This is a genomic window from Streptomyces luteogriseus (assembly GCF_014205055.1).
In the GTDB taxonomy this organism is placed as follows: Bacteria; Actinomycetota; Actinomycetes; order Streptomycetales; family Streptomycetaceae; genus Streptomyces; species Streptomyces luteogriseus.
This window is the reverse complement of the sequence record NZ_JACHMS010000001.1, coordinates 3,717,679-3,729,880: the sequence shown is the minus strand read 5'-3', so window position 1 is coordinate 3,729,880 and position 12,202 is coordinate 3,717,679. Positions and strand designations below refer to the sequence as shown.

Annotated in this window: 15 protein-coding genes; 6 read left to right on the top strand and 9 right to left on the bottom strand. The window is 66.2% G+C overall.

Annotated elements, in window-relative coordinates:
• Window positions 1–60: 60 nt before the first annotated feature.
• On the bottom strand, window positions 61–543 hold the full coding sequence (locus tag BJ965_RS16190; RefSeq protein WP_184909281.1) for a DUF3592 domain-containing protein: 483 nt from the start codon (window positions 541–543) through the stop codon (window positions 61–63).
• Window positions 544–790: 247 nt separating this feature from the next.
• Entirely contained in the window at window positions 791–1,051 is a 261-nt protein-coding gene (locus BJ965_RS16185) for a WXG100 family type VII secretion target (RefSeq protein WP_097218954.1), read from the bottom strand.
• Between the two features lie 204 nt (window positions 1,052–1,255).
• Between BJ965_RS16185 and BJ965_RS16180 the strand changes: the two genes are divergently transcribed.
• The gene (locus BJ965_RS16180; RefSeq protein WP_184909279.1) at window positions 1,256–1,516 is read left to right on the top strand and encodes a hypothetical protein; all 261 of its coding nucleotides are present in this window, start codon (window positions 1,256–1,258) and stop codon (window positions 1,514–1,516) included.
• 38 nt (window positions 1,517–1,554) lie between these two features.
• A complete protein-coding gene (locus tag BJ965_RS16175) occupies window positions 1,555–2,394 on the top strand; it encodes a hypothetical protein (protein WP_184909277.1) in 840 nt (279 codons plus the stop codon).
• Window positions 2,395–2,440: 46 nt separating this feature from the next.
• Here the strand turns inward: BJ965_RS16175 and BJ965_RS16170 are convergent, their stop codons facing one another.
• From BJ965_RS16170 to BJ965_RS16145, 6 genes are all read right to left on the bottom strand, one after another.
• Entirely contained in the window at window positions 2,441–3,877 is a 1,437-nt protein-coding gene (locus tag BJ965_RS16170; protein WP_184909275.1) for a PE-PGRS family protein, read from the bottom strand.
• Window positions 3,878–4,058: 181 nt separating this feature from the next.
• Complete coding sequence (locus BJ965_RS16165) at window positions 4,059–4,829, bottom strand: hypothetical protein (protein WP_184909273.1); 771 nt, start codon at window positions 4,827–4,829, stop codon at window positions 4,059–4,061.
• Between the two features lie 44 nt (window positions 4,830–4,873).
• On the bottom strand, window positions 4,874–5,656 hold the full coding sequence (locus BJ965_RS16160) for a hypothetical protein (RefSeq protein WP_184909271.1): 783 nt from the start codon (window positions 5,654–5,656) through the stop codon (window positions 4,874–4,876).
• Complete coding sequence (locus BJ965_RS16155; protein ID WP_313666892.1) at window positions 5,637–5,963, bottom strand: hypothetical protein; 327 nt, start codon at window positions 5,961–5,963, stop codon at window positions 5,637–5,639. The genes BJ965_RS16160 and BJ965_RS16155 overlap by 20 nt, the downstream gene beginning before the upstream one ends.
• 19 nt (window positions 5,964–5,982) lie before the next feature.
• Window positions 5,983–7,476: a C2 family cysteine protease gene (locus tag BJ965_RS16150; RefSeq protein WP_184909268.1), complete on the bottom strand. Its 1,494-nt coding sequence runs from the start codon at window positions 7,474–7,476 to the stop codon at window positions 5,983–5,985.
• A complete protein-coding gene (locus BJ965_RS16145) occupies window positions 7,476–7,832 on the bottom strand; it encodes a hypothetical protein (RefSeq protein ID WP_184909266.1) in 357 nt (118 codons plus the stop codon). Before BJ965_RS16145 ends, BJ965_RS16150 begins: the two co-directional genes overlap by 1 nt.
• A 366-nt stretch (window positions 7,833–8,198) precedes the next feature.
• On the opposite strand from BJ965_RS16145, the gene BJ965_RS16140 reads away from it, so the two are divergent.
• The 4 genes from BJ965_RS16140 (at window position 8,199) to BJ965_RS16125 (ending at window position 11,617) form a co-directional block, all read left to right on the top strand.
• Entirely contained in the window at window positions 8,199–8,777 is a 579-nt protein-coding gene (locus BJ965_RS16140) for a hypothetical protein (protein ID WP_184909264.1), read from the top strand.
• Window positions 8,778–8,804: 27 nt separating this feature from the next.
• A complete protein-coding gene (locus tag BJ965_RS16135; RefSeq protein ID WP_184909262.1) occupies window positions 8,805–9,626 on the top strand; it encodes a hypothetical protein in 822 nt (273 codons plus the stop codon).
• 105 nt (window positions 9,627–9,731) lie between these two features.
• On the top strand, window positions 9,732–10,988 hold the full coding sequence (locus BJ965_RS16130) for a mucin-2 (RefSeq protein ID WP_184909260.1): 1,257 nt from the start codon (window positions 9,732–9,734) through the stop codon (window positions 10,986–10,988).
• 32 nt (window positions 10,989–11,020) lie between these two features.
• The gene (locus BJ965_RS16125; protein ID WP_184909258.1) at window positions 11,021–11,617 is read left to right on the top strand and encodes a hypothetical protein; all 597 of its coding nucleotides are present in this window, start codon (window positions 11,021–11,023) and stop codon (window positions 11,615–11,617) included.
• 134 nt (window positions 11,618–11,751) lie between these two features.
• Here BJ965_RS16125 and BJ965_RS39340 read toward each other — a convergent pair whose 3' ends face one another.
• Window positions 11,752–12,036 (bottom strand): hypothetical protein, encoded by a 285-nt coding sequence (locus BJ965_RS39340; protein WP_246545910.1) that lies wholly within the window; start codon window positions 12,034–12,036, stop codon window positions 11,752–11,754.
• Window positions 12,037–12,202: the final 166 nt, after the last annotated feature.

The following is a 12,202-nucleotide window of genomic DNA, read 5'->3' as shown; positions in this document are numbered from 1 at the left end:
TCAGTGACGAAACCGCGGGCCTCGCCTTTCCGGCGAGGCCCGCGGTGCTGGTGCCGCCGTTCAGGGCTTGGTGAGACGTACGGATTTGGAGCCGTGCGCTTTCGCTGAACCGGCAACGGAGGCGTCCGAGGGCCAGTTTCGTAGAATCCAACGGCGACGGAACACCAGTGCCACTGTTCCCGACAGGAAAAAGGCGGCGATAGCCGCCGTGCCGTATGCCGGCAGGTTCGTCGGCGGGTCCTTCACCCAACTCTGAGTGAGGATACGGGATGGGTCCTCGGGGTCGTATGTGACGATCATGGAAGCGCCGGTTTGCGTCTCGGGAAGCATTCCGGCGTAATCCCAGAGCTTGACCTCGGTGCCCACCTGGGGGCTGCTCACGAGACGGACCTTCACGTACTGCGGCTTTGAGTCGACACCGACGACCGTGGCAGCGGCGCTCACCCCGCGGGAGCGCAGGTCCCGTACCAGGAAATACGATGGGAGCGCCAAGCTGAGGACCATGCCGACGCACAGCAGGCATAGGCCGAACGTGCTGAGCATCAACCGGAGTCGGGGGAGCCGAGGCCGTGGCCGCCATGCCCTTGCCTCGGCGACTTCCTGGTGCGACCTCTTGATATGAGGCGGCAGTTGATACTGCTTCGCAGGACGTTTTCTTTTCTTCTTGATCACGTCGTCTACAAGCGCTAGTCATCTGTCCTGCTGAAATGCCGCCGGGGGCACCCCGTCCGAGACTTGATGGTCTCGAAGGAATGCCCCGGCAGGCTGCATCCGCGCGTTCCGCGTCGGATCAGGTGGCGCGCTCGATGTTGTCGGCGCTGGTGTTGGCCGACTTGCTGGCGTCGTTCAGCGTGTCGACCCACTTGTCGAACGTCGGCTTGATGTCGTGCCAGTCGTTCCGGAAACGGTCGGCCTTGGGGCCCTTCCAGTAACCCGAGCTGTGGCTCGTGGCGGACTCCAGCGCCTTGATGAGGCCCTGGAGGTCGGTGGCCTTCTTGCCGAAGAGCTTGGACAGCTCCCGAAGCTGAGTGAGATCTGCACCGCGATCCATGGCGTTCCTCCCCGTGTCACGTGAGTAAACGGACTATCCGTTTGCAACAAGGGACGCTACCGCACCAGACGTAGTTGCAGTCCTGGGCCTTCAGAGATGGGGGTTTCGTGTGAACGAGTGGTGCTGGCCTGGGTCAGGATCCCCAGGAAGGTCTACACGCGGCGCCAGTATGCTGAGGCTCCTGGGACAGCGGGGGAGGCTGCTATGGCAAATCCAGACATTCAGGAACTCAACCGGCGGGCCGGCCAGCTGCGGTCGCTGGCCGACCACATCGACTCACTCGTCGATGCGGCCAAGAAGCACAGCACCATCGGCATGAAGACCTGGTCGGGACCTAACGCGGACGACGTGCGCGGGCGTCTCAAGAGCTGGCAGACCACGTGCGGCACGGTCGCCAAGGCGCTGCGCGACGAGGCGCACAAGTGCGCACAGGACGCCAAGGACCTGAAGGACGAGAAGAAGTAGCAGGGGCTCGCCCTGCTGCAGCGAGAGGAATCGCACCAGTGCCCTCGTACGACAGCTCCCGAGCCCGCTTCCGGCTGGCCGACCGTCACATCGCCGTGTTCGCACACCTCTTGGACGGTGAAACCCCTCCTGAGGAGCTGTGGGAGTCACTGGTCGAGCTCCAGCGCATCGGCCTGGTGGGCGAGGAGGGAGAACTGGCGCCGGTTCTCCGCGAGCCGCTGGCTGCCCTGGCCGACCCGATGGTCATGATCCAGGTGGAGATCACGGGCGAGCACGGCGCGGTCAACCACGGGGTGATCGTTGGCCAGGAGGCAGTGATCTCCCATGACGGCTGGCCGGGGGAGGAGGAGTCCGAGTACGTCTCCATCGAGCCGAACACCCTCGTGTGGGAACTTGCCCGCAAGGTCAACCTGCACCGGACCGAAAAGCCGGAGGAAGGTGCTCCCGAGGTTCGTGTCGAGACGACCATGGGTGCTCTGGACGCCGCGTTCGTCGCCCTGGAAGAGTCCGGCGCCGACGAGGACGAGACCCGCGATCGGGTGCGCAAGGCACTCGTCGAAGCGGACACCGGCCTGGAGGAGCCGGCTCTGGGCCGGTTCCTGGACATGGTCGTCTCCCTGAACGCCACCTGGCGCATCACCACCGCGTGGGACGGCGAACACGAGGGTCAGCGCTCCACGATGGTCCGCGCCCTGGCCGCCTGGGACTGCGGCCCCCTCGGCTACTGGATCCGGGAACAGCCCGAAGAGCCCATCATGCCGGGGCAGGTCGGGCCGGACAGCGCACTCGTCCTGGTGAAGTCCAACTCCGCCGCAGTGTGGGAGAAGATCACCGATCTGCTGCCGGACAAGGAAGAGTTGCTGGTCACGGACGAGTGAGCCGTGGGCGAAGTAGAACCCTCCGGGTGTAGGCGTGTGTGGCCGGTCAGAACCAGTTCATTGGATTCGCCTTGGACTTGGCGATGCTCTTTCCCAGGTCCTTGGCCTTGTCGCCGACCCAGCCCGCCGCCTTGCCCGCGCCGTCCTTGATGTCGTCCCAGTGCTGGACGACCTTCGCTCCGCCGTAGATGAGACCCGTTCCGACCGCGAGGCCGATGGTGACCGGGTTCGGAGCGACCATGGCCGCCGTGAGAGAGGCGTTGAAGCCGACCTCGGCGACGTCGGCGACGTAAGCCGCGCCCTTCTTCTTGAAGGCGTCGACAGGGTTGCCTTGCGACATGACGTTGGCGGCGCTGAAGCCCGTCGACAGGACACCGCCCACGATGCCGGCGCCGCGCAGGAAGCCGGCGGTCTTGGCGGCGGCGCCGAGGCCCGTGCGCAGGGCCCCCGCACCCCGCGCGGCATTGGTGGCCTCGGCCACGGAGTTGGCGAAGCGCTGGCTGTTCGCGGCCTTGGTGAACACCTTGATCAGGCTCGCGTTGCCCGCGCGGGCGACTGCCTGGCCGGAGTGCGTGAAACCGCCGTACATCGTGGCCGCCTGGTCGGAGCCGACCAGGAAGTCGATGACCCCGTTGGCGCGGAGCGTGTTCATCAACGGCGTGGCGCGAACCCAGTTGTAGCCCTGGCCTATCAAGTCACCCCGGATGCCACTCGTCAGGGGGATGCGGGAGAGGCTCTGGTAGGTGCTGCTCCGGCCGAAGAGAGAGCCGAGTTGACCGGGAAGCCAACTGCCCGGAGCGCTCAATGAGCGTACTTTGGGTGCCCACTTGACCAGGCCGTTGCCGGCGGACCGAATGAGGCCGTTCTCGGATCCCCGCAGGACGACCCCGAGCCGCGTCTTCCAGGTGCGCAGCGCACCCGCCTTCAAGGAGTTGCCCAGCAGCACCTTGGTGAGTGACGTGCCCTGCATGGTCACCACAGCCGTGGCAGCCGTCACGGATCCCCAGTCGCCGTAGAGGCCGATCATGGAGGCGATCGTCTCTTCGTGCGGCTGGAGCCCGGGTATCTGGGCGATGGCGTGAGCCTCCAGCCGTTCAATCCAGTCCGCCAGCGACTCATCCGGCTGCCGCTTGAACTTGTAGGCGTTCGGATCGTCGCTGGCCGCCACGGAGTTGGCCAGCACAAGGGCGTCCGGGCCGAGGCCCTCGCTCTTGTACCTCTCGATCTCCTTGGGGCTGAACCCGGCCCACATGAGCCCGGCCTGCGGGTCACCACTTTCCAGCCGGGCGAAGACGGCCCGCTTGCGCAAGTCCGGTGCGGTGTCCTCGACCCAGCCGCGCAGAGGTTTGAGCGTGGTCAACTTGCTGGTCACGCCGAGCCGGGACGCTCTGGTGAATGCTTCATCCACTTTGTCCTGGACCCCGCCGCGTCCGTCGAGCAGCTTCGCGAGCTGGTCCAGATCGTCCGGATTCACGTTCCGCATGCCCACGTTTCAAATCCCCAGAGCGTGTGTTCCGGAACCAGCCGGTCAAGGCTGTGGAGTCGCACACTCACCTTACGGACAAGAGTTCGCACGAGACCGTTGGATCGCCGTCTCTTTGCCATGTGCAAACGCACTCTTGAGGAAGATCACCGCGTCGGCACCGCATGTCCCCGGGGCGTGCTCACTTCATACGCAGGAGCGCGTATGCGAAGACCAGACGCCGGTCCAGCCAGGCGGCCCGAACCAGGAACCTGAGATCGCTCTCGGAGGTCAGGACGAGTTCGTCGCCGGCTTTCCACTCGAGGACCCGCGACCCGGACGTTCGGTCACCGCCTTCCGCGCCCATGTCGGCGACGGCCTGGACGACACCCAGCAACAGCTTGCCGGCACCGCGCTGCACCATTTCCCTGGGGCCACCCTTCGCCCACTCGGCGCTGCTGACGATCTCGGGTCGCCCCGGCTGGGCGATGCGCCACGTCGGCTTCAAGGCGCGCTTCAGCGGAGCGATGCGCTGGACCGTGCCGATGGCATCTCCCCGCGCGTCGCGCACCTCGTAGTGCTGCCTGCCCTTGATGTCCTGAGGCTCATCGAGAGAGCAGAGCAGCCTGGTGCCCTCGGCGTCCTCGTACAGACGACGAGCGTCCGCATCCGACGGCTGCGGCGGAAAGAAGGCACAGGGGGCGTTGACCCGTTGTCCTGCCGGACCCTGCGGGACCCTGAACGCACGGACGCCGAGCGCGGCACGTTTGCGCTGTCCACCGGCAGGCCGCTCTTCCTCGGTGATGGCGAACGCCCAGGCATCCGTCCACGGGACGAGGGGGACGGGAGGTTCGTCGACGTGCCTGTTCTTGCCGAACACGGTGTGCCTCTCCGGCTCACTTCGGGGATGGGCTCCGACCATAACCCCAGCCGGTGAAGGGGGCGTGAGGGCGGCCCGGCCGTCGACGCTCACACCCCCGAATCCGGCTTTCGCGGGGGACGGACCGCTGCTGCGCGCTACTCGCTCGTCCGGGTGAGGCGCACCGCCTGCTCCGTAAGCCCCGACACCTTGAACAGCACGCCCGCGAATTCGACCGTGTCGCCGACCCTCACGTCTTTGTAGACGGCCACCGCAACCCCGGCACAGTTCGCGCCGAGGCCGGCCGAACCCGCCGCGGTGTCGACGTACGAAACGGTGAGGGACGGGCCGGTGGGCAGTTGCTTCACGCCGCCGTTGTCGAGGAGGGACAGGGGCTGCCCCTTGGCCGGGAAACCCTTCGACGCGGCGGCCAGGACGGCGCGGTTGGTGGTGAAGCACAGGGCGTTGTCGGCGGCGCCGCCCGCGAATTCCATGGACTCGGGAGCGGCGGCGAGAGCGGCCTTGTCCTTGGCGTCCCGCGGTTCCAGGACGACGCGGTAGGAGCAGACCTGCCGCACCGTGTAGGCGTGGCCGGAGACGGTGACCCGGGATCCCGGCTTCACGGTCCACTGCTGCTGCCCCGACCCGTAGCCGGCCCCGTCGCGCAGTGTCGCAGTACGCGACGTTCCGTCCGCGCTCGCGGCCGCGTACTGCACGCCGCCACCGCCGGGCAGCCGGAACCCGCCTCCGCGCAGGACGTGCACGCCGTCCGCCGGGGCTTCACCGACACATTGCGGGCCCTTGTCCTTCGCCGCCGCCTGCGTGGTCGTGGGTGCGGTGGTCGGGTCGTCACCACCGCCGGTCGACGATCCGCAGGCGGTCAGCGCCCAGAAGGCCAGGGCGGCGCCCGCGATGCCGTACCTACGTGCCGGGCTGAACACCGGTGTCCTCCTCGCAACCGTCGATCACGTGCTCCAGCACGATGCGGGTGCGGTAATCGACTTCCGCCACCCGCCAACTGTCCCCGGTGATCTCCAGCACGTCACCCGGGGTCAACCCGTCGAACTCCCCGACGGGTCGGCCTTCGCAGCCGACCCGGATACGTCCGTGCACGGACGGTTCGGCGAAGACGGTCGCCAGGACCTGATAGGTCCGGCCATCGTGCTCGACGGTGTACGGAATCTGGTGACGAAGTGCCCAGCGACCATCGAACGCGAAGGGGTACTTCACCTTCTCGCCTTCGGACACACTGCTCACCTCCCGGGCGTCACGGGGCATCGAAGGCCTCCGCTCCGCCGAAGTACTTGTTGAACTGCTCCTGCGACACGGTAATCGGCGGATAGCCGGAGACGCCCCAGGGGTTTCCCAGGATGACCTTGCCGTCGTCGGTGAATCCCCGGACGTAGTACGCGTGGTTGCTGTGATACGCGTTGCCCCATTCGGCCGGGTGGTCCTTGTCCAGCCCCTCGTCGGCCGGGGTGGAGACGGTGACCACCTTTCCGGAGCCGTAGGCCTCCTTCAGCGACTCCAGGCTCTTGTCCTCGTGTTCGCCGATACCCAGAAAGCCGCCGGTGGTCAGGTCCTCGCCTTCCTTGCCGGTCAGGTACGGAGCGGACTTCTTGGGGTCGTCCCCTTCGATACCGCCGTATCCGCGCTCGTCGTCACCGTCGTCCGAGTAGGCCATCGCAAAGGCCTTCTCGTAATACGCGGGCCAGCTCTCCCCATTGCCGTACGTGCCGATGGGGTTGCCGTTCTGGTCGGACGGCAGGTCGGCCGTCATCGTCACCCAGTGGTAGTTGCCCTCTTTGTCCCAGACACGAACGCTGACCGTGCCGTTCGGGTTCTGCTTGATGCCCTCCTGCACGAAGGCGGGGTCCTTCTGCGCCAGGCCGGCCAGCGAGGCGACGTACCAGCAGTCGCCGAACTGGCGTTGATTGACGTCATCGGCGGACACCCCGTCCTGGAACAGGGGGTCCGGAGGCGGCGCCCAGTGAATGCCGTTGTTGGTCTGGCCGTTCTGGCTGTTGCCGCCCGCCTCGTACGCATCGGTGTTCGTGAACGTGGGCTGCACGCCCGGGAAGGCCGCCGTGAACTTGCCTACGTTCTCCGGACTCACCTTGGACAGCATCAGGCTCAGCGTGTCCCGTCGCCTGTCCTCGGGCAGGCCGTTGTCGTCGAACGGGTTCCAGACGGAGTCGTCGGTGTCGGTGAGCAGCTGGTTGTAGAAGGACAGGTCCTTGGGCGAGGCCTTCGTCACGAAGGAGTCCAGTTCGGCCGCGGTCAGTCCGTCGAGCTCGCCGGAGATCTGCTCCAGGTCGTCGCGGTTGCCGTTGGTGCCGAAGTCCTTGCCCTTCAGCTCGTGGAGATGGCGCAGGGCATCGTCGATCTTCTTCGCGTCGGGCGCCTTCTCGTCGAGGAAGACGCTGCTGTCGCTGACGGGGTATCCCCGCTTCTCCAGCTCCTGCAGTCCCTCGATCTGCCTGATGCGGCGCTTCATCGACGACTGCATGTCGTCGAGTTCGCCGCCGAGGGAACCGGGCAGACGCGGGCGACGGAAGAACGACGGCATCGGGATCACATCGCCGACGAGATCCTGGAGGTCGGGGTTGCGGGAGGCGTTCTGCCCCGACGGCAGGTTCTGCTGGGCGGTGGTGAGCACGGCGGCCAGCTGTGAATGGAGCTTTCCGGAGCTCTGGGCCAGGGTGTCCAGGTGGCCGGCGAGAGTTGTCAGCTTGGCGGCGTCGAAGCCTCTGAAGCCCATCAGCTGCCACCCGTTCCGGCCTGGGCCTTGTCCTTCTCCCCGGCCTGCCGGTCCAATTCGTCGGCCTGGCTCTCCCAGCGGGTGGCGTCTCCCAGCAGTGCGGTGCCCATGCTGTTCAGCGTGCGCTGTCGTTGCTGCAGCTTGGCCGTGCATTCATCGGCGAACGGGCCCTGCCAAATGGCGCCCTCATCGCCGCCGGTTCGGAAGGCTGCGGCACGCGGGGTGGCCTTCTTCACCGCGTCGTCGAGGTACGGCCCCAGCCTGCGGGCCAGCGTCCTGGCCTCCCGCGCGGCATCCCGAAGCCGTTCGGCCCGCTTCTTCAACTCGACTGCGTCATCGCCCGGTGTGGGCCCCACAGTTGTTTCCTCCCCCGTCTGCTGCTGGTACCTGCCGTGCGTCGCGCATGGATCCACGGCATCGCCGGGGAAGCATACGGGGGCGGTGTACGGCCCTACGAAGGTGTGGGAAATTCCCCCTGACCGTCACATGGTCGACACAATCCATACGGCTTCTCATTGCGCGCGCCTGCCACTCGCGGCCAGTGGGAAGGTTGTACCGACTTTGGTCTGAGAATCGCCCCTATGCCCATCATTGGCTTATTGGCGCCTATTTCCTCCGGGTACTTGTCTCCAGACGTTGCGGTTACCTTTGCTTTAAAGTGGCTTTGCGTGCGCCGCTCCGGTCGGCCAGGGCTCAGGGGAAAGAGGAGAAGGGGCAGGCGTATGGGCGGACTCACGTTCGAGCTGCAGCGGGCGGCCTCGGTACGGGGAGCCCGTGGCGACGTCTACCTCTGGACCGGCGACGTCGGCGGCCTCGGCCGTGTCGAGCTCGCCTTCCCCGCGGAGCACAGCGACTACCCGTCGGAGTACTGCGAGGTGGCGGTGAGTGGCGAGAGCTTTCCGCTCGTCACGTACCTCGGGCTCCGGTACCTCCGTCGGCCGCTTCTGGCCCGAGGTGAGCTGCGCGTGGACTGGGACCCTGCGGACCTCTCCCGCAACGTGTGGTGGCCGGGGAGGGGCGGGCGTGCCCTGCGCATCAGGCTCAAGGAGCGGACGTACACGTACGTCGAGCGGGGCGGCAAGCGCCGCCATGAGCTGGTCCGCCCGGGTGCCAGCGTGCACATGACGCGTTCGAGCTGGAGGAATCCCAGCACCATTTCCGGGACCTGGACCGGCGATGCGGACGCCCTCGACATCGGCGTCGCGCTCGTCCTCGAGGGTGTGTACACGCGGAACTTGTCGCTGTCCGGTGCATTGGTATCGCTGCCCGGGCGTTTCCTCAACCGTTTCAACGATCTCTAATTTCGGAATTTCAGGGGGACGATAAAAATGCCTTCCATGGATGCGGCCCGGCGTCGACTGCGGTTGTCCGATGCCCATGTGAGTGTGCTGGGGCTACTCGTGGAGGAAGGTCAGGTTCCGGACGAGCTGGCCCGGGCACATGCCGAGCTCCAGGAGGCGGGCCTCCTCGACAGCGACAGCAAGATCTCGGCCGACCTCTACCCGCTCGTCTCCACGCTCATGGAGCCGCGCGTCATCGCCCGGGTCGAGGTCACCGGTCCCCAAGGCGCCACGCAGAGTGGGGCTGTCGTCGGCGACGACTTCATCTTCACGCACGAGAGCTGGCCCGGCGAGGCCGAGTCCGAGTACGTACCCGCCGAGCCCGAAATGCTGGTCTGGGCCTTGGCGAGGATGGTGGACCTGCACCGGGACTTCACTGCCGAGGTCGACTCCGGTGAGGTGATCGGCTCGACGATGGGCACCCTCGACCGGGTGCTCGAACGCATGGAGAACGGTGAGTTCGAAGAACCTGAGGCCGTGGCGGCAGCGGTCGGCGCCCCGGCGAGGTTGACCGAGGTGCTGGCCCAGCTGAACTGCATGTGGCGGATGACCGTTGTGTGGAAGGGAGCGGAGGAGCCACGGGGCGAAGGGGGGCTCGCCGTCTCCGCTCTGGCCGTCTGGGACTGCGGCCTGGAAGGCTACTGGGTGCGTGAGCTGCCCGCCGAGCCGGTGGCCGACGGACAGGTGGACGGCAGCAGCGAGTTGAGGGTGCGGCGCACCACGGCCAAGGAACTCTGGCAGCTGATCACGGATCTGCTGCCGGCCGGGTCGCAGCTCGCGTCCCCGCCGAAGCCCCAGTCTGCCTCCTGAGGTCCTACTCGCATGCCGGCGGCGGCCTGGCGGGACGTCACTGTCCTGCCCTGGCTTCCGGCACCAGTCCTTGCACACGGCGCAGCACATGATCACGGGGAAAGAATGAGCAACAGTTCCAAGCGCATGGCCAATCCGAAGGACATGGAACACTTGGCCAAGCTGTTCGACGGCAGGGGCCAACTGCGGGACAAGCTGGACGAGGCCTTTACCCGCGCGTCCGGCCTGGGTGTGACCGACAGGCTGGCCGCCCTCAAACCCATGCGGAACTGGGCCGACGACGCGGCGGTCGACCTACGGCGCCGTGCGGCCATTCTGCGGGCCGACAAGGGTGATCCCAAGGCCGCCGCGTTGTACGCGGGGTTCACGCCGGAGGAGTTGAAGGGCGCCAACCTTCCGCCCGACGCCATGCTGATCGCGAACGCCTCCGTTGCGAATGGCGACAAGTTCGACACCAAGTGGCTGGAGCGGCAGAAGGGCGAGACGCTCTCGGACTGGATCGAGCGCATCAAGGGTGATGCCGTCGCCAAGGTCACGGGCGACGAAAACCTCGGGGAAGTGGTCGGGGACTACATCGACCTGACGGCAATGGTCTCCACGGTTCCGGGCGCCTTCAAGATGGCGGCGGTGGGTACCGGTCAGCTGATCTCGTACTTCAAGAGTCTCAAGACTCCCGGCCAGGTCAAATTCCTGAAGGCGCCTGGTACCACGCTCGCTCAGCTGTTGAAGGGGCAGGCGACATCTCGCTTCATCCCTGCACGTATCAAAGCCCTGGCTGCAGCCGTCGGGGCACGTACTCCTGCGCCGATCCTTGATGTACTGGCCGGAAAGGACAGTCTCGCGGCCCTCTCGGGGAGGCAGTGGGCTTGGGAGGCAAACCTGCTCAAGGTCGGCAAGAACGCCGGTGCACTGAGCAGGGCGACCGGAGCGAGTCGTCTGGGCGCCTTCGCCTCCGGAGCCGGGACAGCGATGCGTACGGCGGGTTGGTGGCGTGCGGCCGGCGTCGGCGGCAGCGCGGTGTCCACGGTGATCGGTGCCGTCGACCTCGTACAGGAAGGAAACCCTGTCGAGGCCTTCAAGCGTGACAAGGCCGGATATGTGGCGAAGGCTTCCGGCGTTGCCTTCAATGCCTCCATGACGATGGCCATGGTCGCGCCCACCCCCCTCACAATCGGCGCCGCCGTGGTCACGGGTGCCGTCTATGGTGTCGCGACCATCGTCGACAACTGGGAGACCGTCAAGAACTACCCAGGGAAGGTCGCGGACGCCGGGGCCTGGGCAGGGAAGAAGATAAGTGAGGGAGCTGGGAAACTCGCCGACGGTGCGAAGGCGCTGGGCAGTGCGCTCAATCCCTTTGATTGATCCTTCGGAGCGGTAGAGGTTAAGGTCTAGGAATGTCTCAATTTTCGTTCGAGCTTGAGCGCTTCGCGAACACTGTGACGTCGATGAATCAACGTCACGTGAGCTGCTGGCGAGGTGACGTCGGCGGGCTCGGCCCAGTGGAACTCGTCGTTCCCGCCTTGGAGGTCGTTCCTGTTACCGAACGCGCCGATTACGAAGGCGCCATGGTGACTGGTGAGAACATTCCTATGTCCTCCTTCAAGGCTCTTCGGTACGGCGGGCGACCTCGTGTGGCCGAAGGAAAACTGAGCGTGGCAGGGCAGCATGCGTCCTTCACCCGGAAGTCCTTGCGGCTGAGTAGAGGCGGCCGGGCTCTGAAAATCTGGGCTGTGGGGCGGGAGTACCGGTACCGGGAGGATGGAAACCGGCGGCATCACGTGCTGGAACGCCCCGAGTCTCGTATCCTCATGGCCCGTTCCAGTGCGTCAGATCCGAAGACCATTTCCGGTACGGCTCACGGGAGTGCGGACTCCGTTGACATCAGTCTCGCGATCCTGTTGGAGGGTGTGTACACGCGCAACCTGTCATTTGGGGGTGCGCTGATCTCGGCCCCAGGAAGATTCTTGGACGGGGTGTCCAAGCTCTCTTGATTTTCTGGAACACAGGGCCACAGGGCCTCACCCGCAGTGGGCGGACCTGGGTCGGGACTTCACTGCCGAGGTCGACTCCGGTGAGGCGATCATCTCGATGATGGGCACGCTGAACGCCGTCGCAGCCGAGATCGCTACTCCGCCCGGTCCGAGAAGTGTTGCATCAGGGCGAACGGGGACGACAACGCGGCGCCGCCGAGGGTGAGTACGTCGGTGTCCACTTCCTCCAGGACGATGGCGATCGCCAGATCCACGACGTCGGCCGAGTCGGTGGCTGTGCCCGTGCTGGCGGTCCCGGCCTGCGGGATGTATTGGCCGGGTTCCATCGTGACTCGGAGTCCCTCTCTCTCCAGGACCTTGGCCTTGCCGAGACCCTCGGCGGAGTAGATGTACTCTCTGCCCTCGTATGCGATGCGCAATGCCCGGTCTTCCTTTCGCAGGGCCCGGGGATTGAATCGTAGTTCCGCGTTCCGGCCAGCCAGGGTGAGCTCTGCCTTGAACAGCGAGGGCTGTCCCGACCTGCGCTTCCCGCGGAAGGTCGTCTCCGGGAATTCGGGACCGCTCAGCCGGACGGTTTCCATTCCC